This window comes from Tractidigestivibacter sp., from assembly GCF_050946515.1.
In the GTDB taxonomy this organism is placed as follows: Bacteria; Actinomycetota; Coriobacteriia; order Coriobacteriales; family Atopobiaceae; genus Tractidigestivibacter.
In genome coordinates this window covers 1-22438 of the sequence record NZ_JBMNUX010000021.1, presented here as the reverse complement: position 1 = coordinate 22438, position 22438 = coordinate 1, and the positions used below count along the sequence as shown (strand labels likewise).

Sequence of the window (22438 nt, the reverse complement as noted above, 5' to 3'; positions counted from 1 at the left end):
CGGATCAGGTCTTCGGGTCGCGACGCGCGCGCCGCCTCTCAGCCAGGCTTTCCCCAGCTCCCCGTTTTACGTGGTTGAGTGTAGCACGAGTGCGCGCGGGTGGAGGGAGTCGCTTCAGTTTCCCCTTCTTAGCACTGACAGATACCGTGCCGGGATGGGGTCCGCAAGCCACACCTTGTCGTTGCCGACATAAAAGTTGATTCCATCACGGGAGGCAGTCGCCGCATCTACAACAAGCACTACCGGGTGCGAGTCCCTTCTCATGCCAACGCTCACGGCAGTCTCTATGTCCACGGAGAGGTGCACGTACTGGCGCGACATGGGCTTGAGCCCCTCAGCCATGATGGCGTCGAGGAAACGCCGCGCGGTCCCGTGATAGAGCGTGGGCGGCGGGGTTGTGCGCTCCTTTACCACGTGCTTCGAAGCGGAGTGGCCATACAGGGCGCGAATCTTCCCGTCACGCATCTCGTGGCGCGCCTTGGCCGAGCGAGCAATCATCTCTGCCAAGTCGTCCTCCGTCACGGGACGGCCGTAGCGACCCTCCTTGTTGAGCGCCGACAGCAGCTGATCTATGGGAACAAACCCCTGCTCGTCCAGCACAAGGCCGTACTTCTCGGGAGCATGGCGCAGCGCGTAGGAGACCTCCTTGCTCAGAGCGATGTAGTCCATGGTCGCGTCCCTTCACTCGCCATCCACGTCAAACGGTAACACGCATGCGGGAGGAACTTCTCTGTTTGCCACCGTTTTCAGCCCTTGCCATTCGCCCGAAGAAAGCCGCCGTTCGCTGAAATTGAGTCAATGATTCAAAAATTGTTGAATTGTTATTCTATTTTCATTCACAAGAGAGTGAATCAGCTGTTCACCAACACTGGCTGTGTACCAAGGACGAAGGAGAGAAGATGGCAGATTCTTACGAGGCTTTGGCCAAAACCATCGTCGAAGGCGTCGGGGGCGTCCAGAACGTGCGTGGCCTCACCCACTGCGTGACGCGTCTGCGCTTTACGCTGGCAGATCCCAAGCTGGCAGATACCGAAAAGCTCCAGAGCACCGACGGGGTCATGACGGTTATCCAGGCCGGCGGTCAGTACCAAGTTGTCATCGGCAACAAGGTCACGAGCGTCTACGACGCCATTCTCAACCAGTACGACATCAAGGGCGAAGGCGAGGTCGAGCCCGACCCCGGCCAAAACGACCTTGCCAATGCAGACGACAAGAAGGACAACACGGTCAGCAGGCTCATGGGAGTCATGTCCTCGATCCTGATGCCGACGCTGCCCGTCCTCACGGCCGCAGGCATCATCAAAGGTCTAACCGCCCTCTTTGCGGCGCTCAACGTCCTTGACACCACCTCCGGCGTCTACATGATCATGTACGCTGCCGGCGACGGCTTCTTCTACTTCCTGCCCATCATGCTTGGCTACACCTCCGCCAAGCACTTCAAGTGCAACGAGTTCCTCGGAGCCGCAATCGGCGCCGCCCTGGTCTACCCCGACATGGTGAACATCGCTTCAACTCTTGATGTTGCCGGGTCCCTCTTCGAGGGCACCCCGTTCCAGATGGACTACTACAACACCTTCTTCGGCATCCCCGTGATCATGCCCGGCAGCGGCTACACCTCCTCCGTCGTGCCCATCATGATTGCCGTCTGGTTTGCGTCCAAGCTCGAGCACTTCTTCAAGAAGCACCTCGGCGAGATGATCCGCGACCTCCTTACCCCGCTTCTGGTTCTTGCCATCAGCGTCCCCGTCACCTACCTCGTGATTGGCCCCGTCGTCCAGGGCATCTGCGGCGTCATCTTCATGCTCATCTCCGCGCTCTTCAACGCCGGCCTTGTTGGCGGACTTATCGGCGGCGCCCTTATCGGTGGCGGCTTTGGCGTCCTCGTCATGTTCGGCCTGCACTGGGTCGTCATCTCCCTCGGCCTCTCCAACATCGCCCTTGCCGGCTTTGACTACGTCATGGCAGCTGGCGGAATCGGTCCCATGATCGGCATGGCACAGGGCCTCTGCATCACGCTTCGCACCCGCTCCAAGAAGGTTCGCGACCTTGCCCTGCCGTCGTTCCTCTCGCAGGTCATGGGCGTTGGCGAGCCCCTCATGTACTCGATCTTGATCCCTCTGAAGAAGCCCTACGCCATCAACATCCTGGGCGGCGCCATCGGTGGAGCCATCATCGGCGCGCTCAAGGGGAAGATCTACGTCTTCGGCGGGTCCGGCCTGTTTGGGCTTGCCAACTACGTCGACCCCTCTGGTGACCCGACGAACTTCATCAACTGCTGCATCGGCATCGCAGTCGGCATGGTCGCGACGTTCATCATCCAGTGGTTCGCGTACGACTTCGAGGCCGAGAAGCGCGTCATCGGCGAGTAGTCCTTCTGCCGGGCGCGGCGATCGCCTTGGCCCGCGCGTCGCGCAAAACCTTCGCGCCAAGAACGTATGCTAGCGGGGCCGGCCTTTTGGTCGGCCCCATTGGAAAGGAACCTCATGACTGACAATGCGCTCACCATCTCCGCCAACGACTTCAAGCCCATGACCTTCTCACTTGACGGGCGCACCCTGCGGATTCGCGCACTTCTAAACCACCCCTACTGCGCGCGACCCCTCGACCCCATCCAGCGCATCAACATTTACGCTCCCGAGGAGTACTTCGTTGGCGGGTCAGTCTCTGGCTACACCTCCCACACGGCTCCGGTCTTTGTGCCGAGCACCGTTGGCGGCTACCTTCCCGGACCTGCGGCAACGCCGGGACCGGGGCGCTTCAGCGCAACGAACTCTGTCTTCGAGGCTCTGGCGCACGGCTATGTGGTGGCAGGAATCGGCGTGAGAGGGCGCACGTCAGGCGAGGCCTCGAGCGAGTTCTTCGAGGGCAGCACGACCGAGAGCGCAACGACTGCGACGGGGCGCCTTGTTGGCCGCGCGCCCGCTTTCATCGTTGACCTGAAGGCTGGCATCCGCTTTCTGCGCCACAACCGCGAGGCGATCCCTGGCTCCTTGGAGAGGATTGTCACAAACGGCACCTCGGCAGGCGGCGCGCACTCGGCGCTTGCCGGAACGTCTGGCGACGTGGACCTCTACGACAGCGAGCTCGAGCGCATTGACGCCATCATGGACGAGTCCGACGCCGTTTTCGCAGCAAGCTGCTACTGCCCTATCCACAACCTTGAGCACGCCGACGCCGCGTACGAATGGCAGTTCAGGGGCATCGCCGACTGCCACTTCACCCATTTTCGCAAGCGGGACGGCAAGGTGGTCAAGCTGAGCGACGACTCCGTGCTCACGCCGCGGCAGATGGCGATTTCCGAGGAGCTCGCAGACGCCTTCCCGGCCTACGTGAACAGCCTGGGGCTTACCGACGAGTCGGGCGCGGCGCTCACCTTGGCGCAGGACGGGACGGGGGCGTTTCTCGACTATCTGACGGGGCTTCTTTGTGCCTCGGCCCAAAGGGAGCTTGACACCCGCGACTCCGAGACGCGGCTGGCAGCGCTCATGACCGAAGGCGCCAACGTTGACCGTCAAAGCTGCCTTTCCATTGAGAATGGGCAGGTAACCGGACTTGACTGGCCTGCATTCGTAAGGTCCATTACGCGCATGAAGCCTTGCCCCGCCTTCGACGGGCTTGACCTCGGGACGCCGGAGAACCAGGAGTTTGGCGACGAGCGGGTCTACGCGCGCCACTTCACCGCCTTCTCGCAGGAGCACAGCACCGTTGACGCGGAGCTCGCGGACCCAAAAATCGTCCGGATGATGAATCCGCTGAGCTTTGTGGATTCGCCCGGATGCGCGCAGCACTTCCGCATTCGCCATGGCTCGCATGACCGCGACACCTCGCTCTCCATCCCGGCGATTCTTGCCCTCAAACTGATGGACGCGGGCAAGGACGTCGACTTCGCGCTTCCCTGGGGGCTTCCCCACAGCGGAGACTATGACCTCGCCGATCTCTTCGCGTGGATTGACCGCCTCTGCCTGCAGTGATTTGACGCCGCGGAAAGCTGGACAATAATGGAATACGCCGGTCTCGGCACCCATCGCAGCGGCAACTGCGGCGCCGCCGGCAGCGCCGGAAACAAGCAGGAATCACGTCGAGGGGACTTCCTGATGGATGTCTTTGACCAAATGGAGCTCCACAAGGACTCGTTGACGCCAGCGGAGCAGGCGGTGGGGCGCATCGTGAAAAAGAGCCCCGATGCAATCCTTGGATGCACGAGCAACGAGCTCGCCCGTCGCTATGGCGTGTCGCAGAGCGCCGTCAGCCGCTTCTGCAAGAAGCTTGGCTATGCGGGCTACGGGGACTTTCGCATGGAGCTCCACAAGGCGCTGACCCTTCGAAGGTTCGGCGACCAGTCAAACCAGCAGCTGGACTACAGAGCTTGCCTCAACCAGCTTATGGAGGCGACATACGAAAGCGTCGGCGCAGAGACCTTCCGAAACTTCTACCAGCAGATGTCCGCCGCCACGAACGTCTACGTGCTGGGAAGCGGACAGAGCAGCATTCCCGCCCGAATGCTGGTCGGCCGCCTTATGGAGGACACGATGCCCGCTCACTACGTCGAGCTTGGCTACGACGTCGAGACCCTGCACTGCACCACCAACAAGGACGAGGTGGTGATCTTCTCGTCGAAGAACGACACGTTCCGCCAGCTTCTGGTGACGGCGTCGACCATCGAGCCAGAGCGGCGGCCGCGCATCACCCTGATCACGAACACAGAAAAGCACCCCCTGCGAAAGCTCTGCGACCAGGTAATCCTGCTTCCCACGTGGTCGTCGCTCAAGCTTCCCCTCTATTTGGAGCCGCAGTACTCCATGATCTTCTTCTGCATGCTGATAGGCTCTCAGGCCGCGGCGCGCGATGGCCGCTCGGAATCTTTTAGCAGCTCCCTGTAAGATTGCTTGATCTGCCGTTGTGAGGTCGAGCTATTGGGTAGCTTAGGTACCACCAAGGAGGGGGTGCCTATGGCGGAGAGGGAGCTTCTTGTTGGCTTTGAGTCAGCTTTGTCATTCTGGCGCACGGTGAGGGCCGCGGGCTTGGGCGACAACGGCACCGCGCTTGCGACGGACGGACACGTCTTTGGCTCGCAGCAGCTGCCAGTCCCCGAGCGCGTGGGCTTTGCCCTCAGGTGCTGCAACGCCGACCGGCCCCTCCATATTGTTGTGCCCTCAATCGGCAAGCGTACGAGCCTCGTTTCCGCGCAGGAGCACGTCTGGTCGGGAGTCACCAAGCGAGGCGACCTCTTGGGAATGGGGCAAGGCGTGAGCTTCTATGAAATGCCAGCCACATTTGTCCAGCTGGGCATGGTCATGACAGACATAGAGCTTGCGCAAGTGGCCAACGAGATGATGGGGACCTACGGCCTTACCCCTTGGGCAGACGAAAGCCGCGTGCAGGACATCAAGCCCCTGGTCTCGTATGCCGAGCTTCAAGAGTATGCCCTTGCGGCCAAGGCGGCTGGCGTCCGAGGCGCAACAAGGGCATGCCATGCGCTCGAGCTCGCGACGCCCGGGTCAAACTCCCCGCGCGAAACGGACGTCGCCGTGTTCATGAAGCTCTCTAGGCGCAAAGGTGGCGCCGAGCTCGGCGGGTTTGTGATGAACGAGCCCATCCACGTGCCTGACGAGTACAAGAGCCTGGCAGGTCAGAGCACCATATCCCCTGACTTCTGCTGGACCAGGCAAAAGGTCTCGCAGGAATACGACAGCGACGAGGACCACCTGACCTCACGCGCCAAAACGACCGACGAGCGCAGGCGGCAGACTCTGGAAGCTATGGGATATCGGGTGTTCGTCTTAACGAATGGCATCTTGCGAAGCAACTCTGCGTTCAACGCCTACCTGAGAGAGCTTGAGGTAGCGCTTGGGCTCAGGAGGCGCGCGCTTTCCAGCCATGCGCTGGATCTTCGGCGTAATCTTCGCGAGCAGCTGTTTGGACCGGAGCTCGCAAGCGAGGCGCTTAGAGAACTCAACGGACACTAGGGAGGACGCTCGTGCACCGAACTCGCCTTAGTGCGAAAAATCTTCCGTCCTTTGCACCGAACTCGCCTTAGTGCAGGCCCTCCCAAGCGCTTGCGCCGCCCACTTGACTCGACACGAAAATGGCAAGCTACGTTTCCGCAGGTAGATGGGTTACACGATTTCTTTCAAGAAACGATGCTCCGCCAGAGCCCCGTCAAGGGCCTGCACTAAGGCGAGTTCGGTGCAGCGAGGAAGAAAAAGTCTGCACTAAGGCGAGTTCGGTGCAGTGCCGCCATGCCGATTGGCTACGCTGATGGCCAATTCCAGGGCAAACAAGGACACCGCGAGCGCGCCTGGCGGCGCGTGGTACCCTTGCACGCGGCAATAGGCAAAAATTCGTCTGGGGCACCATGTCATCAACATCAATCAGCGCTGGTAAGGCGCGACTTTGCGTCGCGCTCCTTGTATTGCTTGGATTTTCTCTTGGCTGCTCGGAGTTCGTGGTCATCGGCATCGAAAGCGAGCTGGCAGCGGACTTCAACGTCTCTCTTTCGACGGCAGGGCAGCTCATCAGCTCGTTTTCCCTCGCATATGCTGTGCTAACTCCGTTGCTCACCCTCTCAACGGGACGCTTCCGACGCTTCCAGCTGCTAGTAGCCTACGCAGCGATCTTCTGCATCGGCAACATCGTGAGCGCGCTCGCGCAAAACTTTGAGGTCCTGCTGGCAGCCCGAATTGTTCTGGGATCGGTCTCCGGCGCACTGCTAGCCGTCGGCGTCACCTTCATCCCCGAGCTGGTCGACGCCAAGCGCTCCTCCATCGTTCTCTCGATCGTCTATGCCGCTTTCTCAGTAGCGATGATCATCGTGACCTCTGTCGGCAAAATCCTAGCCGACACTTTGGACTGGCACTACGCCATGTACGGCACCCTCGTGATGGCGGTCGCGACCTGTGCGGCACTCATCGCGCTCATGCCGCGCACCGGCGCCACCGACGAGCCCGCCACCTTTGGCGAGCAGGCACGCCTCCTCGCCGAGCCTTGCGTCATCTCCGGCATTCTGATCTTCGTCTTTGGCGTCGGCTCAATCTACACGCTCTATGGCTACATCACCCCGTACCTGCAGGACATCCTGGGCATGGACACCATGCAAGCAAGCGCCACGCTCATGGCCTACGGAGCCGTAACGTTTTTCTCAAACCTGCTCGGTGGCTGGATCGACTCGCGCTTTGGCATCCGCGCCCTCGTCGTAACGTTCATCCTCCAAGCGGCAACCCTCATGGGAATCTACCTTGTGGGACCCGCAATGCCCGAGGCAATCATCCTGATCTTCGTGATGGCCCTTCTGATGTACTCCTTCTCAATCTCGTGCATCTCGCTCTTCATGGCCGTCGCGCGCCGCCGCCACCCCAAAGCGCTCACGCTGGCAAGCTCCCTCGAGCCGATGTCCTTCAACGTGGGCATCTCGTTTGGCACGGCCGTCGGCGGGACCGTCGTTTCCTCAGCGGGCCTAGCCCAGCTCGGAGCCGTTGGCGCCATATTGGCGCTTGTAGCTTCGGCCCTCTCTGCCATCACCTACGCCCTTGGTCGCCGCACTCCGCTAAACTCGTAAAAGCCCACACAACAGCGGGCGGCAAAGGAGGATCCATGTCGTTGGGCAAGCTGTTCCACAAGTTCGGTAAGGAGCCTCGTCGCTCGCAGGCGAATGGCGAGAATGGTCACCGCTCGAGCGCCCAAGCCAACATTGCGCCCCTCACAGACGCCAACGGCCAGCCGCTCCCAATCCCTGACGGCGGCGTCACACTTCCCGTTGCCGAGAATTGCCGCGAGCTGGGCGGCTACCCCACTCCTGATGGCGGAACCACGCTGACGCACCGCTTCCTGCGCTCCGGCTCGACATCAATGTTGCGTGGGAAAGACCTTTCCTACCTGCTGAAATACGGAGTTAGGCGCGTGGTTGACCTACGCAGCCAGTACGAGGTGGATCGCGAGCCCGACCGCCTTGCCTCTTCGTCCAAAATCAATTACGTAAACATCCCGCTCTACGGGCAGAACCTGCACGACAAGCGCCTCGACCGCGTCTCTTCCAAAGACGACTACCTGACCAGCGGATATTTGCGGATGCTGGGCAACCACGAAGCCGTCCGCCAAATCTTTACCTTCTTTTCCGAGGCAAATGACGACGAGTGCGTGCTCTTTCACTGCGCAGCCGGCATGGACCGCACGGGCATTACGGCAATGCTGCTGCTAGGCGCCGCGGGCATCGACAAGCACTACATCATCGCTGACTATATCTATTCCTTTGGCAGCAAGGAATCCGTTGACGCCTATCTCTGGCAGGGAGCAAAGCCTTCGTGGAACAGCACGATCCAGTTCAAGCACATTATCGAGACGGTCTACCTTCGCCTTTGCGAGGCCTACGGTACCCCTGCCGACTACCTGCTTGAATGCGGTCTGATGCCCGAGCAGATCCGTGCCGTTCGCGAGCACCTCATGGGGCGCCAGGGCAACTAGCGGGTCGGCAGCTCCTTGCGGACGGTATGAAGCAGCATCTTGAGCGCCGCGCGCCTCCCCTGCTCCTCGGCATCCTTCTCGTATAGGGCAAACCTTCTGGTAAGCTTGCTCGCCCTGGGACGGTAGCACGTGGTCAGCGCCATGTCCTTCTCTGCCTGCGACAAGTGCCCGCGCGGCTCCATGCTCCTGACGTCCTCTGCGCTCCAGTACCTCTGCAGCACCTTGAGCAGCGCCTGGGCAACCTCCTGGTACTCGTCGTCGCTCAGCCTCAGCGCATCGCGCTGGACGAAGCGCATGGCAAAGCCGATAATATCGGGACCGTTACCCTCGATGAAGCCCCCGCGCTCCCAGTCGCGCAGGATGCTGTCGACAATTCCCACGTGCTTGAGCATCATCACGTGCCTGTCCGTGAGCGCCGAAGACATGGCCGAGCCGTCGCGCGTCACTCGATACTGGTAGAGCTTGGCAGAAGAAAAGGCAATCTTCTTGGCGCGCGGATAGAGCGCAAACTGCAGCTGCGTGTCCTCGCCCAAGCGGAGGCTCTCGTCAAAAAGAACGCCGGCATCGCGCATGAAAGAAAGCCGGACGGCCGTCCTCCACGCGTAAGGCCACGACTTCTCAGAAAAGAGGACGTCCGTCGAGAACTCATCGTAGACAACGTCGCGGGGCGAGAGCATGTCCTCGCTCCAGGGGTCTTGCGCTCCCTCGGGCCAAAGCATTCCGCCAAAGGTGACGATGTCCGCCCCGGTTTCGTCAAAGCGGTCGACCACGGTCTGGAACGCATCGGGAGTAAAGCGGTCGTCTGCGTCAAGCGTAAAGAGGAACTCGCCCGTCGCATGCTTGATGCCATTATTCCTAGCTGCGGAAACTCCCCTATTGGGCTGGTCAACCACGTGGATTCGAGAATCCCGCGCCTCCCACGACCGGAGCTCCTCGAGCGTATCGTCGGTCGAGCCATCGTTGACGCAGATGACCTCGAAGTCGCCGAACGTCTGGTCCTCAAGGGCCCCCAGGCTCCAATCGAGGTACTGCTGAACGTTGTAGCAAGGTACGACCACAGAGATGCGACTCACGAAACTGCCCCTTTGCAAAGATGCCAGAAAGACGGAACCCAAACAGAGCGCGGCCAGCAGCAGCCGAAAGGCGCCTGCCAGCTACTTAATGTCAAAGACGTGCATCACGTAGCGAAGCCCGCCCGCGTTCCAATAGTTCTTGAACGTCTCGATCTTGCTTGGGCTGGTCCTGCTGGCCTCGTGCGCCGCGAAGAAGCTCGGGTCGTTGATGATGTCCTGGACCTCTTGGATCGAGGTCTCGTCGAAATACCTGAAGTCGCCAAAGTCGGCGCCTCCCAGCGGAAGACGCTTCTTGTAGGGCTTGGCCGGAATGCACCCGCGGTCGACCTCTTCGCGCATCTCCTGCGAGAAGCGCTCCAAGAACTGCGGCTTGAGCTCGACGGACAGGCGCTCGTAGTTCCAGCGGTAGTTGAGGTACTTCACGTACGCACGAACCGGGTCGAGGGCGGGCTTCAGGTCCGGGCGATCGTGGTCAAGGAAGCGCTTCATCTCGGCATGCTCGTCGCACAGGCAGAAGACCTTGCCAGGCGAATTGATGGACGACTTCTCGTTGTCCTGGCGATAGTGGAGAAATGCGCGGCCCGAATATGCTAGGCGCTTCGCGCAAGAGAACGCCTTGAACGTGAAGCTCGTGTCCTGGAAAGACGCGCCAGGCGTGGGGAGGAATCGGATGTGGTTCTCCTCGATGAAGCTGCGAAGGTAAAGCGCCGACCAGATGGACGCCTTGGCCCAGAAGATTGACGGGAAGTCGATGGGTGCGTGGGGGCCCATCAGAATCATCTCGGGCGTGGCCAGCTCAAAGTAGAGGTTGTGGCGCCAGGTGTGGTCGGCCGTGGGCTTTGACCAATACAGCCAGAAGTTGCACTTGAGAATCTGCAGCTGCTGGCGCTCGGCCTCTCCGACCATGTACTCGAGCGCGTCCGGGTCCATGAAGTCGTCGGACTCAAGGATGGCGATGTACTTGCCGCGCGCCTGCTCAAGGCCCTTGTTCATGGAGTCGCCATAGCCCGAGTTGGCCTTGTCGATCATATGAAAGCGCGGGTCGGAGTCGACGTAGGAGCGAATGATGTCGGCCGAGGAGTCAGTGGAGCCGTCGTTGATGCAGATTGCCTCAAAATCTGTGTAGGTCTGGGCCTTCAGAGACCCCAAGCACTGGTCAAGGTACTTCTCGACGTTGCAAATAGGGATAAGCACGGAAACCATTGGTGCAGTCTCGCTCACAAGAACCTCCATTTTTTCTAGACTCCACCGCCAGAAAGTAGCCGACGGCGCGAGATGCTACGCATTACGACATCTTAGGCACGCTGGCGAGGCTTCGCCAGTGCTCCATCTACCATATCAGCGGTGTCTCGCGAAGTCAGTGCCTTTAAGGGCGAGAGGTCGCAAGCGAGGGACCGCAAGCGAAACAATACCGCAGTTTAGCCGCGCCGTCCGCTCCATGGCCTGAAAACCACTATGTGCACCAAGTAGCTGGCAACCATCGAGGATGAGCTCGCGCAAGCCACCGACTAGTCCCCAATCTTGTAGAGCCGCATGTCCCCCTCTGAGAGCACCACGGTAAAGCCAGGGGTGTCGTCAGAGACGCTCTCGATGCCCTCCCACTGGTCGGGATAGTAGCTCCACAGCCGAGCGCGCGTCTCGCCCGTAGAATCGTCGGACCCTTGATCAAGAACAAGCAGGTAATGGGCGCCAAGGCTGTCGACGGCGTCTTTGACCTCCTGGCTGTTGCCGTAGCTGCTCAGGCTGTGGCGAATGGTCCAGCTTGCCTCCTCCTCGTTCTCTTTGCTCGCAACGGCAAAGGGACGATAGAAGAGGTTGGCATCGTCGAGGGCATACAAAAGGCCGCTGCCGTCGTTCGGCGAGTTGATAATCAGCTCGTCCTCGCCGACAAGCTCCTCTGCCTTGCGAGCAAAGGCAAGCTCTTCGTCCGTAAGAACTCGGTTGCTCTCGTCATGCCACTCGTAGTCAAGCGTGTTGACCAAGGAGCCGAACGGCGTGCTCGTGTTCCTGCGAGCATTGCCGGGCAAGTAGAGCGGGAAATATGCGTCGAGCGCCACCGCGAGAATCAGCGCTGAGCTCAGGACCTCGGGAAGCGCGCCGTTGTTGCGAGCATGGCTTCCCCTGCGAGAAAGCAGCTTCTTCAACGCGGAAACCAGCCAGGCAAAGCCCAGCGCCGAAAGCGGAATGGCGACAATCGTGAGGTTCGCTGCAAGACGGTGCGGGTCGCAGTAGAAGAACCCTCCCAAGATGTGCTTGAGTATTCCGTCGCGCGACACATCAATCACGTAGCAAATGGCCAAGAAGGCGTACGAGAAGGGCAGCCACCTGAGCCGTTTGTCGCAGAGCGCCACGATTGCGCCAACAATCACGAGCGCGGCGAGAAGGTACTGGGGAACACCCATCTGCATCGACAGGTCGAGGACCGAGACCGCCGCGGCTTTCATGCCCGAAGTCGCTGTCCAGCCGTCAAACGTAACGGTAGACCGCATGACAGGCAGAGCGCAGCACCCCAACCAGATGGCAGCAACTAGCACGAACGTGAGCGTGCCGCCGAGGACGGGATGCGGCGCTCGACGTCCGTTCTCGCGAGCACGGCGGCAAAGCCCCGCCACGTCCCAAACAAGGTAGGCGGCGAGAATTGCCGCCATGGTGAATATGCCGTTCGGCTGGGTCAAAACGATAGCGACGCAGCCGACGAAAAACTCTACAAGCGAGCGCACGCGGACGCGGGCGGTCGACTCAATGCGCGTGAGCTCTATGAAGGCAGTCATCACGGCTGGCACAAGGGCATTTGTCACCAAGTTGGGATACAGCGGCCCCCAAACGACAAAGCACCACGGATAGCCAGTGAAGGCAACGCAAAGGATTGCCCCGAGAAAAATGCAGAGGCGATTCTCGGGAAAGAGGTGGCGAACCAGACAGCACATAGACGTGGGGAACACGAATGCGCAGGTCACGATGTTCACGGCATTCTCAGAGGCCATGACCGAGATGCCGGCCACCTGTACCGACAGCGCACAAAGAGAATGATAGAGGCTCGGGTAGAACGAGGAGGTGACAAAGTAGGGCTGCTCCTCATTCGCAAGGTAGTACGCCGATCCGGTGGGCATGAAGTCGGCTCTGTCGACAAAAGTCCGAATCTGAGACAAATGGAAGGTGTTGTCGTACATCTGCAAGAACTCGTCAGGGGACTGCATTGACAGCACATACAGCAGAAACGTAGCCAAGATCCCGACGCACACGTATGCCAAAACGGCGAGAAGCTCATCAGCCGGCTTTGCGGAGACCTTGCTCTTTTGGGTATTGGCACCCGATCTTCTGTGCATAAGCGCGTGCACAGAATACATCACGATGGCCACCACAGCGCCCGGCCCCACGACGGTAATCCAAGACGCGGAAACCCCGAGAAGCGACGCCACGATGCTGTTGATGCCGACAACGGCAACGCCATAGACTGGAGCTCCGCATATGGAATCGCCCCATGAAAGACCAAGCGACCTCAGCGCCAAAAGACCGGGCACGTAGAGAATGACCACCAAAAATAGAATAGCAAGCGCAAACGAGACCCACACGAAGCCTCAGCCACCTCCAGAACCGGGGCGGCCGTACGTCTCGACCGCCAATTCCCATGCGGCCAAGGGCACATCACGGGCCTGAATGAAGACGGGACCGACCCTTACGGCCGAGCCCCGTCTCGAAAGACTAACACATACGCTGTCGGTTCCAGCCTGCCAGACAAACGCTTCACGCAGACTGTCCGCCGCCGCGCTCCACGATCTAGGCGTCGCGCTGCTCACGCTGGACGAGAAACGCCTCCACCTCGCTGCGCGTGGGCATGGCGGCCTGGGCCCCTACGCGCGTTGCGGCAAGCGCGCCGGCAGCGCTCGCAAAGCGCATCGAGCCCTCAACGCTGCTGCCAGACGCCACGCATGCGGCAAGAGCGCCCAGGTAGGCGTCGCCTGCGCCCGTGGAGTCGACGGCCTTGACCTCAAAGCCGCTCACGTTTGTCATCTCGTCGCCAGAAAGGGCAACGGACCCGCGGCTTCCCAGCGTGATGATGACCGTCTTCACGCCGCGAGCGCTCAGCTTCATCAGGGCGTGCGTGCAGCCCTTCTCGGTGTCGGGCGAAATTCCGGTAAGAGCCTCGCACTCCACCTCGTTCACGCAGATCAGGTCGACAAACTGGTAGATGTCGGAGGGCAGCTCGCAGGCAGGCGCCGCGTTCAGTATGGTGTAGAAGCCAAACTCCTTGGCATAGGCAATCGAGTCGAGCGTGGTCGCGAGGTTGCACTCGAGCTGGGTCAGGAAGACGTTGCCCTCCCCTTCCAGGTCTTCTATGGCATGGCAGACCTGGTCAACCTGCGCGAGCGCGTTGGCGCCCGGGTCGACCACGATGCGGTTCTCGCCGTGGGAGCGCACGATGGTGGCCGTGCCGGTGTGCACGTTAGACATGGCTTGCACGCGCTCGAGAAGCACGCCGGAATCCACCAGCGACTGCAGCATCTTGGTTCCCAGCGAGTCCTTGCCCACGGCTCCCACCATGTGCGTGGTGGCCCCCATGCGCGCGGCGGCGACGGCCTGGTTTGCGCCCTTGCCGCCCGGCGTGCTCACAAAGCCGCGCCCAAGCACCGTCTCGCCAGCCTGCGGAAATGCGTCGCATTCAACGGAAAGGTCCATGTTGAGCGACCCGAACACAACGACCTTGCCCATCCTTGCTCCTCTCGCCGGCGAGCGCCAGCAGCTACGACTCCTCGACTTGGCCAGACATCAGCCGGTCGTACATCACCTTGTTTGCCGCGAGCTCCTCGGTGTCGTCCAGCGGCTCGAGCGAGCCGTCGCCATACTTGCGCTCGAGCGCCCGCGAGATGAGCCAGTCTGCCACGCCGGGGTTCTTTGGCAGCAGAGGGCCGTGCACGTAGGTGCCCAGCACGTTCTTGTAGAGAACGCCCTCGTAGCCGGTCTTTCCGTCGTTTCCGTGACCGTAGAGCACGCGACCCAGCGGCTTGACGCCCTCGCCCAGGTGCGTGCGGCCGCCATGGTTCTCGTAGCCCACGATCGGCTGCGGCGAGACCTCGCTCTCGACGACGATGTTGCCAATCAGGCGCGGGTCGTCGTGGTCGGTGTAGAGGTCGACGAGCGAGAGGCCCTCGACCTTCTCGTCAGCCATGAGGTAGCTCGAGCCAAGCAGCTGGTAGCCACCGCAGACGGCAGCAAGCACGCCGCCGTCCTCGACAAACGCCGCAAGCTCGTCGCGCTCGGCGAGCAGCTTGTCGCACACGATCTTCTGCTCGCGGTCTGAGCCGCCGCCGATGAAGGCGATGTCCACGTCGGCAAACGTCGGCCTGTCGTCTACGTGCACCTCCATGATGTCCGGCGTGATGCCGCGCCACTCCATGCGCTTGCGCAGGCACAGGATGTTGCCGGAGTCGCCGTAGAGGTTGAGCAGCTCGGGATACAGGTGCGCCACCTTGAGGGTGCGCCCGGACGCCTTTGCGCCAAAGTGGTCGGCTGTGCTAGACATGGCGCGCCCCCATCTTCTCAAGCTCGGCCTTTGCCGGCCAGAGCGCCGAATAGTTGCAAAGCACGTAGAGCGGCCTGTTGAGCGGGGTGTCGCCAAGACGCCCCAGCGCCTCGGTGACGCTGGAGACAACCGGCGCCTTGATGCCGGCGTACTTCATGCGCACCTGCACGTCGTTGGCGCGGTGCCCGCCGGCAAAGGCGATCAGGCTGGGGTCGTCGGCAAAGCGCTCGAAGTCGACGTCCCAGATCCACGAGATGTCCTTGCCGTCGTTGAAGTCGTCGTTGATCACGAACATGACGGCCTTGTCGCGGGTGTCTGTCTGCAGAAGCGAGATGTTCTGGTTGAATCCCGTGGGGTTCTTCGCCAGGTTCAAGATGACCTCGCGCCCGCCGATCGAGAAGTGCTGAAGCCGTCCGTTCTCGGGATGGTAGTCGTTCAGCACCTCCTGGAACTGCTCCGGCGAGACGCCGAACAGGTGCGAGACCGACGCCGCGGCGAGCAGGTTGTACACCATGTACACGCCGCCGAAGCCAGCGCTCACGTGCCCGCCGGTGCCGTCCGAGAACGACACCTCAAACGACACGCCGCTGGGGTCGACCACCACGCCGGTGGCGACAAAGTCGAGCTTCGGGCGCGCGAAGTCGCCATTGGGGCAGCGGAACGCGCCCAGCTGGGCGTAGGCGCGGTAGTCATACTCAAGCTCCGCGCCGCACACCTGGCAGAAGCGCGCCTCGGGCACGCGGTCGGGCGGCAGGTGCAGGTCTTCGCCGATGCCAAACGAGAGCACCTCGGTGCCTTGGGCCTTTGCGCGGACGGCAACGCCCATGGAGAGCGGGTCATCGCCGCACACGAGCAGCTTCGTCTCGGGAGAAGAGGCGAGCGCCTTAACGATGGTGTCCTGCACGCGGTCGATTTCCCCGGCGCGGTCGAGCTGGTCACGAAAGAGGTTGAGAAGCACGAGGTAGCGCGGATGCAGCTGCGAGAGAATCGCAGGCGTCGAGAGCTCGTCGGCCTCGATCACGGCGACGTCCGCCCTTGACCCAGGCAGAAGAGCCGCGGCGACGCCCGGCGCCATGTTGGCGCCAGCCCTGTTGCAAAGCACCGTGCGACCGGAGCGCTCGATGGCGTTGGCGATGATGTTGTTCGTTGTGGTCTTGCCGTTGGTTCCGCAGACGACAACGGAGCCCTCCCCCACCTTTCCGGCGAGGTCGGATATGACTGTGGGGTCGATTGCCATGGCGACGCGACCCGGCATTTGGGACGCGGAGCGATGCAGGACCGACCTCAGAGCCCATGTTGTTGCCCGGCCAAGACCGACGGCGACGGAGCTTCTGAAGCTCATGCGTTAGCCCTCCTTGGCGACGGCGCTCTTCTTGGAAGCGGTCGCGGAATCTGTGTCGGGCTTGGACGGCTCGCCTTTCTGGGGCGATGGCGCGGCGGCGGGAGCAGGCTCGGCGGCGTCAGAGTCGGCAGAGGCGGTCGGCGTGGCAGTCGAGGCTGCTTCGCCCTCCGCGGGGGCAGCCGCGGTGTTGTTGGCCGCGGTGCTCTGGCGCGAGTACTCCTCGGGGGTCAGCACGTCCTCGATGCGAAGGTTGACGCCAGCAATCTCAAGGCCGGTCATGCCCGTAACGTGCTTGACGATGGCGCGCTTGACGTCCTCAAACACCTGCGGCGCATAGGCTCCGTACTCAATCAGCACTGAAACGTTCACCTTGACGGCGCTGTCGGGCGTGACCTCGACGGTGACGCCCTTTGTGGAGTCGGAGGCGCCAAACGCGTCCTGCACGCGGTTGAACCAGCTGCCCTTCATGCCCACCACGCCGGGGACGTCGCGCATGGCGATGGCGACGATCTTCTCGATGACTCCATTTGAGAACGTGAGGGAGTCCTCAGAGTCAGCGTCGTCGGCGAGGTCGATCTCCTGGCCGCCGTCGCCCTCAAGCTCCATGGCGTCGGCGTTTTCCACATGCGTAGGGGCTACATCGTACGTTGTTGCGTCTTTTTCGTTTGCTGGCATGTTTAGCTCCTCTATTCGGATGCGGATTGTTCAAGTTTCCTATTGGCTCTTCCGGTCATGGAAGAACTTGCTTACTGCGCGGATGATCTTGGGGTCTCCGTCGGCCTGCTGGCCAATCGCGACTCCAATAAGAACCAGAAGAGCCACCAAGAGGGTCCACCAGAAGCCTATCGCCGCGATCAAGATTGCGACGACAAGACCGCAGACGCCTCCCAAGAAGGCGTTCTCGTGACCGGGGAAGCTCTTGGTGAGCCATCCAGAGAAGCGCTCGAGCACGGTGCCGCTTGCCTGCTTGGAGCCATCATTGACCGCAGGCGCAGAACCCGCCGCGCCGCCTTCGACAGGCCTAGGCTCCGCATTCTCCGACCTCTGCTCAGCCTGCTTCTGGCGAGGCCCCTCTTCCTGCTCAACCCGCGCGCGGGGAGCCTTCTTTGTCTCGTCGGCCATGTCGCTAGGCCTCCTTGCTCTGGTCAGATGCCGAATCGCGCGAGGACCCCATGGGAACCGTTATCTCGCCCGTTGACTGGGGCGCAGGGACGCCCTGGGCGTCGGCATCGGTGGCAGGCAGCGTCTCCATCGTGGAGTCGGAGTAGGCGTCGTCCTCCTCGCCAGCGTCGCTGGAAGGATACGAGACGTACGAGGACGGCTCGACGCTGATGTCGCCGGAGTCCTGGGAAGCGGCGTCGGCCTCGGTAGAGGTGACCTCCTCGGGCACCACGAACTCAAGGCTCACGTCCTCAAGCTTGTCCCCGCAGACCGCCACGAGCCCCGTGGCCAGCTCCTCATGAAGCTGCGAGCCCTTCTGGACGACGTCCACGCTCTCGTGCGGGAGCACCTTCACGTGCACGCGCACGTGGCCGCGCTTCTTTGCCTTGACGGTGACGCGGCTGGCGGTGCAAGTCCCGTCCGCCTCGACGATGTGCTTTGCCTGCGAGGCGATTGCGTCGCGCGAGACGGAGATGACGCCGCCATCGACCGTAGTGATCTCGATGGTGCGCACCTTGCGCGAGAAGATCGAGCGGAAGAGCATGACGAGAAGCCCGAGCACTGTGATGCAGAACAGCACCTCAAGCGTGATAAAGTACTCGTCCACCGTCATCAGGGCGCTTGCTTGGTCAGTCCACGGCCCCACCCAAGTGAGGGCAAGCGCCGCCAGGCACAAGAGCCCTGACAGCGAGAAGATGAACATGCAAAAGCGCTTGAAACCACCCATGCTGTCTCCCTCGATCGCGTAGCACCGCCGCCCGCCGGAGCGGACGGAACACTATGAGGATACCCCTTGAGGGGTGCACATTTCCCCGCGTCGGCACCCTTTGCGGCGACTGTTACTTGAGGAGAGGCGGGACAGGAAACGTTTCAGAAGAAGAACGGCAGAACAGCGACACAGACGTCACGAACGAGTGCAAACGACAGGTGAACGTCATAAACGTCACGAACGACGGCAAACAACAGGGGCAAGCATATCAATACGACGTGAGCAACGCCACTCAGAGCCGGCACGCTTACGAGTCAGCATGCCCCCATGTAAAACCGGCATGGTTCTGATAATAAGGGACGACTTCTGCTTGTATTCCTCTTTCTATCTGACAAATAGCCGAGATTCAGAATTAATAGCGAGCAATAGGCCGTCGTCTATCTTCTCAACCGTGCTTGAGAGTGATTTCCAACCCGCGCATACGGGGATGACCCTTAACACTCAGTCTATCATCTGCAAATGGGAGTGATTTCCAACAAGAGCTTCGTGGGTATCGCGCTGAGGGGATTATCCGACAAGTCGTCAATCTCAACTGCGCATAGACCTACTGAACGGAGCCCGACATCAATGCCGATTCGATAGCGCACAGACATGATTTCCTCTACTTCGTGTATCGAAAACCACTTATGTACTGCTAAGTGAATCACAACACATAGGCCGGAAACAAATATAGAGTCCGCCTGAAGAAGGAAAGAGGAATCGTTAGAATCTTGTCCAGACCACCAGCAGCGGGGACAGACCTAAACACCATTGTGAAATTAATAGCTCCAATGCCGTGAAAAACACTCTTGTACGTACAGTCGCCCGCAAAGAGAACAGCGCCGGCACCGCCCCACCAAGCTAGGACGCACGTCCTCGCGGATGAAGCCGATGCCGGCGCAGAAAGCCTCTCGGAACGCCGCTGCGGCGGGCACGCCGCCACTGGGGCGCGCCCGCCTAAATGGCGGTCTTGCCTCCATCGATGGAGATAGTCTGACCGGTGATGTAGCTCGCGCCGTCGGAGGCCAGAAGCGTCACCAGACCGTCCATCTCCTCGGGGTGCCCGATGCGCTTAAGCGGAATCAGCGCGTCAACGAGCTGCTGGTAGGTAGCATCATCGCCGGGCATGAGCTCGGACAGGAAGAAGCCGGGGGCGATGGCGTTGACGGTGATGCCATACGGCGCGAGCTCCCAAGCCCAGCCGCGCGTGAGCTGCGGAATGGCCCCCTTGGATGCCCAGTACGCGGGAATCGGAGCCGTTACGCTGGCACGGAGACCGTACATGGACGCAATGCTGATGATGCGACCGTGCTTGCTCTCCTTCAGGTACGGGATGGTCGCCTTGGTCATGAACACAACGGCCTCGAGGTTGACGTCAATGACCTTGTGCCAGCGCTCCTCGGTAATCTCCTCGGTTGGCACCACGTCGCAGGTGCCGGCGTTGTTGATAAGGATGTCAATCGCACCCAGTTCATCGTGCGCGCGCTTGACGGCGGCGGCAGAGGCCTCGTGATCGGTGACATCGCAGACGATAGGCAGCACGCGATGCCCGTAGGCCCCGACCTCCTCGGCCACCTTGTCGAGCTTCTCCTTGCGCCGGGCGAGAATCGCGACGTCTGCTCCCCTGCTGGCAAGGGCGTTGGCAAACTCGCGACCAAGACCGGAGGACGCTCCGGTGATCAGCGCAACGCGACCGGTAAGGTCAAAACAGTCCTTCATGATGCTCCAATCTTTTATGGTCCGTAAGAAAATCCACTCTCGTCATGTAGTCTAGAAAGGGCTGCCGAGCTGCATCAACGAACAGCTCGATGACTTTTGTTGCCAACGCAACGAAACGTGAGGAAGTGTCTGTTTCGATGGAAAACAGGAAGGTCAGGCTCACCAAGTCCGCGCTCAAGGACGCGCTCGTGGAGCTCATGTCAGAGCGCCCGCTCGAGAAGATCACCGTCACGGCGCTGTGCGAGCACGCAGACGTCAACCGCTCGACCTTCTACTCGCACTACGAATCGCTGGCAGACGTGGTCGACGACCTCGAGGGCGACTTCCTCTCCCACGTCACCTACTTCACCGCGGAGAAAAGCTCGGAGAACCTGCAGCTCCTGACCAAGTACCTCGAGTACATCCGCGCCAATCGCAGGCTGTTCGAGGTCCTCTACAAAAACGGGCGCATTGTCCAGGGCGTATGCAAAGAGTCGGAGAGGCTCTACCTCAAGCAGCACAACATCCCGCCTGAAGAGGCCCAGTCCAGCCTGCGGGTGCGACGCCATCGGCTCTACATCCGCTACGCCTGCACGGGAACCTACCAGATGATCTACGACTGGCTGCAGGACGAGGAAACCTACAGCCCGCGCCAGATGGCTGAGGCGATCTTCTCGCTCTCGACCATGGTCGGCCAGAGCGACCAGCGCATCGCGCGCAACTGACGGCTGGCTCGCTCGCGCGCCCAGTCCGACCCTACCGCCCCCGCCTGCGCAGGTGCAGCCGCGCCCGCAGCCTTTCGGTCGCGCGGTGGATGTCCTTCTCGAAGTAGCAGTTCACGAACGCGCCCACCAGCAGGATGTAGAAGCAGCAGTACATCCAGAAGAGCGCGATGGCAAGCGTCCCGAGGCTGCCGTAGAAGGTGGTGAACTTGTTCACGCCGTTCACGTAAATGGAGAAGAACGCCGAGAAGACGCACCAGCCAACCGTGGTCACCAGAGCGCCGGGCACCTGGTCGAGGAAGTCGTGCTTGCGGTTGGGCATGAGCCAGTACGAGAGCGCCACCAGCAGCCATGCGATGAAGAAGAAGCAGACCACCCACACGCGCGAGCGGCTGACGAAGCGCAGCGACACGTCGGGAAGGTAGGTGCTCAAAAACGACCGGATGGCCCCGCTGAAGACCAGGAGCAGCAGCACGAGGAACACCACGAGCAGCAGCGTCATCCAGAAGAACGCGATGAGCAGGCGCTTCCAGTACGGGCGCGTCTCGTGCGGCACCTGGTAGGCGTTGTTCATGCCGCGCAGCAGCACCATGTTGCCCTGGATGGAGGTCCACAAAAGCGTGAGCGCCGTGATGGGGATCAGCGTGGAGGACTGCTCGTACGCCTCCCTGATCACCGTGGCCGCCAGGCTGCTCACGCTGTCCGGCAGCACGGAGGTTACCGCGCGCACCATGTCGCCCTCCGACATCCCCGTGAGCGGCAGCAGCGCTGAGGCGAAGATGAACATGGGGACGATCGCGAGGAAGTAGAAGTACGTGGCGCTGGAGGCGTGCGAGTTGAAGTGCCGCCTGCTGAACTCGTGCGCGAAGTCGAGCGCGAACGCCTTGAAGGAGCCCCGCGAGGAGGGCTGGCCAGCCTGGCTCGTCGGCTCCGTCGCGCTCGCCGGCTCGCCCTGAGCCGGCGCTCCCGAGCCAGCCCGCGCCGCCTGCGCGTTCTTGTCTCGACCGTCATCCATCCGGGCCTCTCCCCTCCCTCACCGCCGTCCGGACGCCAGAAAGGAAAGCTTGGCAGAAATCCTAACACGACGGGAGGCAATGGAATGCGGGCTGGGAGTGCAGGGGCGGCTCCCGCCGGCACGCCGCGCGGCAAATGCGCCAAAATACTCGCAGCAACTCGTCCCCCGCAGCAAAGGACACGCAATGCCTTCCCGCACAAACAGCCAGCGCAAGTACGTCTACCTCTTTGAGCTCGACTCGGTTCGCAAGACCGACCAAGAGATCGTCGCCGGGCAGCAGGCGCTCTGGCGCGAGATAGTGGAGAACGGCAACGTCGTGGTGCTCAGCTTCAACCAGATCATAGACTCGCGCGGCTTCTTCAGCCTCTTCGCGAACGACGAGTACTACCACGGCTTCGTCAACCTGGTGAAATGCGGAAGCATCAAGATATCGCAGTTCGGCGAGACGCGCACCGTGTCCCAGTACCTCCTGAACTCCATCGACAAGGATAAAAAGTTCATCTATTCCGCCCTGCCGATAAAGTTCACCCAAAAGCGGCTCCTTGCGCTGATGCGCCGCTGCCTCACCTACTCCGTGAACTGGCTGAGATCCTTCGACACGAACGAGCGTTGGCTAGCGAAAGCCCATGCCTGATGGTGTCCCTATCGTAGTCCTTCTCATCTAGGCTGCCCTCTGGTTGATGCCTGTGTAGTACCAGTCG

Annotated in this window: 20 protein-coding genes; 8 read left to right on the top strand and 12 right to left on the bottom strand. The window is 61.2% G+C overall.

The genetic code is table 11. From position 1 onward, the window contains the following. Positions 1 to 114: 114 nt before the first annotated feature. Complete coding sequence (locus ACOYJL_RS10000) at positions 115 to 669, bottom strand: RNA 2'-phosphotransferase (protein ID WP_433570087.1); 555 nt, start codon at positions 667 to 669, stop codon at positions 115 to 117. Positions 670 to 899: 230 nt separating this feature from the next. Here ACOYJL_RS10000 and ACOYJL_RS09995 point away from each other — a divergent pair, with 230 nt between their 5' ends. The 6 genes from ACOYJL_RS09995 (at position 900) to ACOYJL_RS09970 (ending at position 8457) form a co-directional block, all read left to right on the top strand. Then, complete coding sequence (locus ACOYJL_RS09995; RefSeq protein ID WP_433570086.1) at positions 900 to 2369, top strand: PTS transporter subunit EIIC; 1470 nt, start codon at positions 900 to 902, stop codon at positions 2367 to 2369. A gap of 114 nt (positions 2370 to 2483) precedes the next feature. Continuing rightward, positions 2484 to 3971, top strand: a complete 1488-nt coding sequence (locus ACOYJL_RS09990) for a subtype B tannase (RefSeq protein WP_433570085.1) — start codon at positions 2484 to 2486, stop codon at positions 3969 to 3971. A gap of 27 nt (positions 3972 to 3998) precedes the next feature. Further along, complete coding sequence (locus tag ACOYJL_RS09985; RefSeq protein WP_433570084.1) at positions 3999 to 4880, top strand: MurR/RpiR family transcriptional regulator; 882 nt, start codon at positions 3999 to 4001, stop codon at positions 4878 to 4880. A gap of 69 nt (positions 4881 to 4949) precedes the next feature. After that, positions 4950 to 5966, top strand: a complete 1017-nt coding sequence (locus tag ACOYJL_RS09980; RefSeq protein WP_433570083.1) for a hypothetical protein — start codon at positions 4950 to 4952, stop codon at positions 5964 to 5966. Positions 5967 to 6355: 389 nt separating this feature from the next. Then, entirely contained in the window at positions 6356 to 7555 is a 1200-nt protein-coding gene (locus tag ACOYJL_RS09975) for an MFS transporter (protein WP_433570082.1), read from the top strand. A 35-nt stretch (positions 7556 to 7590) separates the two neighbouring features. Next, positions 7591 to 8457, top strand: coding sequence for a tyrosine-protein phosphatase (locus tag ACOYJL_RS09970; protein WP_433570081.1), 867 nt, complete (start codon positions 7591 to 7593; stop codon positions 8455 to 8457). Here ACOYJL_RS09970 and ACOYJL_RS09965 read toward each other — a convergent pair. The 10 genes from ACOYJL_RS09965 to ACOYJL_RS09920 all read right to left on the bottom strand — a co-directional run bounded on the left by ACOYJL_RS09965 (position 8454) and on the right by ACOYJL_RS09920 (position 20021). Beyond that, on the bottom strand, positions 8454 to 9530 hold the full coding sequence (locus ACOYJL_RS09965; protein WP_433570080.1) for a glycosyltransferase family 2 protein: 1077 nt from the start codon (positions 9528 to 9530) through the stop codon (positions 8454 to 8456). The two genes, ACOYJL_RS09970 and ACOYJL_RS09965, sit on opposite strands and share 4 nt — an antisense overlap. 81 nt (positions 9531 to 9611) lie before the next feature. Further along, positions 9612 to 10751: a glycosyltransferase gene (locus tag ACOYJL_RS09960; protein WP_433570079.1), complete on the bottom strand. Its 1140-nt coding sequence runs from the start codon at positions 10749 to 10751 to the stop codon at positions 9612 to 9614. Positions 10752 to 11038: 287 nt separating this feature from the next. After that, on the bottom strand, positions 11039 to 13102 hold the full coding sequence (locus ACOYJL_RS09955) for a DUF6541 family protein (RefSeq protein ID WP_433570078.1): 2064 nt from the start codon (positions 13100 to 13102) through the stop codon (positions 11039 to 11041). Positions 13103 to 13307: 205 nt separating this feature from the next. Continuing rightward, positions 13308 to 14240: a ribokinase gene (gene rbsK / locus ACOYJL_RS09950; protein ID WP_433570077.1), complete on the bottom strand. Its 933-nt coding sequence runs from the start codon at positions 14238 to 14240 to the stop codon at positions 13308 to 13310. A gap of 31 nt (positions 14241 to 14271) precedes the next feature. Then, the gene (locus ACOYJL_RS09945) at positions 14272 to 15051 is read right to left on the bottom strand and encodes a type 1 glutamine amidotransferase (protein ID WP_433570076.1); all 780 of its coding nucleotides are present in this window, start codon (positions 15049 to 15051) and stop codon (positions 14272 to 14274) included. Further along, positions 15044 to 16393: a MurT ligase domain-containing protein gene (locus tag ACOYJL_RS09940; RefSeq protein WP_433570075.1), complete on the bottom strand. Its 1350-nt coding sequence runs from the start codon at positions 16391 to 16393 to the stop codon at positions 15044 to 15046. The genes ACOYJL_RS09945 and ACOYJL_RS09940 overlap by 8 nt, the downstream gene beginning before the upstream one ends. A 3-nt stretch (positions 16394 to 16396) precedes the next feature. After that, a complete protein-coding gene (locus ACOYJL_RS09935; RefSeq protein WP_433570074.1) occupies positions 16397 to 17068 on the bottom strand; it encodes an Asp23/Gls24 family envelope stress response protein in 672 nt (223 codons plus the stop codon). A gap of 39 nt (positions 17069 to 17107) precedes the next feature. Then, positions 17108 to 17515 carry a DUF2273 domain-containing protein gene (locus ACOYJL_RS09930; protein ID WP_433570073.1) on the bottom strand — a complete coding sequence of 136 codons (408 nt, stop codon included), beginning with the start codon at positions 17513 to 17515 and terminating at the stop codon, positions 17108 to 17110. Between the two features lie 4 nt (positions 17516 to 17519). Further along, positions 17520 to 18281, bottom strand: a complete 762-nt coding sequence (gene amaP, locus ACOYJL_RS09925; RefSeq protein WP_433570072.1) for an alkaline shock response membrane anchor protein AmaP — start codon at positions 18279 to 18281, stop codon at positions 17520 to 17522. Between the two features lie 978 nt (positions 18282 to 19259). Next, positions 19260 to 20021: an SDR family NAD(P)-dependent oxidoreductase gene (locus ACOYJL_RS09920; protein ID WP_433570071.1), complete on the bottom strand. Its 762-nt coding sequence runs from the start codon at positions 20019 to 20021 to the stop codon at positions 19260 to 19262. Positions 20022 to 20158: 137 nt separating this feature from the next. Between ACOYJL_RS09920 and ACOYJL_RS09915 the strand changes: the two genes are divergently transcribed. After that, the gene (locus ACOYJL_RS09915) at positions 20159 to 20725 is read left to right on the top strand and encodes a TetR/AcrR family transcriptional regulator (RefSeq protein ID WP_433570070.1); all 567 of its coding nucleotides are present in this window, start codon (positions 20159 to 20161) and stop codon (positions 20723 to 20725) included. 31 nt (positions 20726 to 20756) lie between these two features. On the opposite strand, the gene ACOYJL_RS09910 is transcribed toward ACOYJL_RS09915, so the two are convergent. Further along, the gene (locus ACOYJL_RS09910) at positions 20757 to 21737 is read right to left on the bottom strand and encodes a YihY/virulence factor BrkB family protein (protein ID WP_433570069.1); all 981 of its coding nucleotides are present in this window, start codon (positions 21735 to 21737) and stop codon (positions 20757 to 20759) included. Between the two features lie 184 nt (positions 21738 to 21921). Here ACOYJL_RS09910 and ACOYJL_RS09905 point away from each other — a divergent pair, with 184 nt between their 5' ends. Further along, complete coding sequence (locus ACOYJL_RS09905) at positions 21922 to 22371, top strand: hypothetical protein (RefSeq protein WP_433570068.1); 450 nt, start codon at positions 21922 to 21924, stop codon at positions 22369 to 22371. The last annotated feature ends 67 nt before the right edge of the window (positions 22372 to 22438 follow it).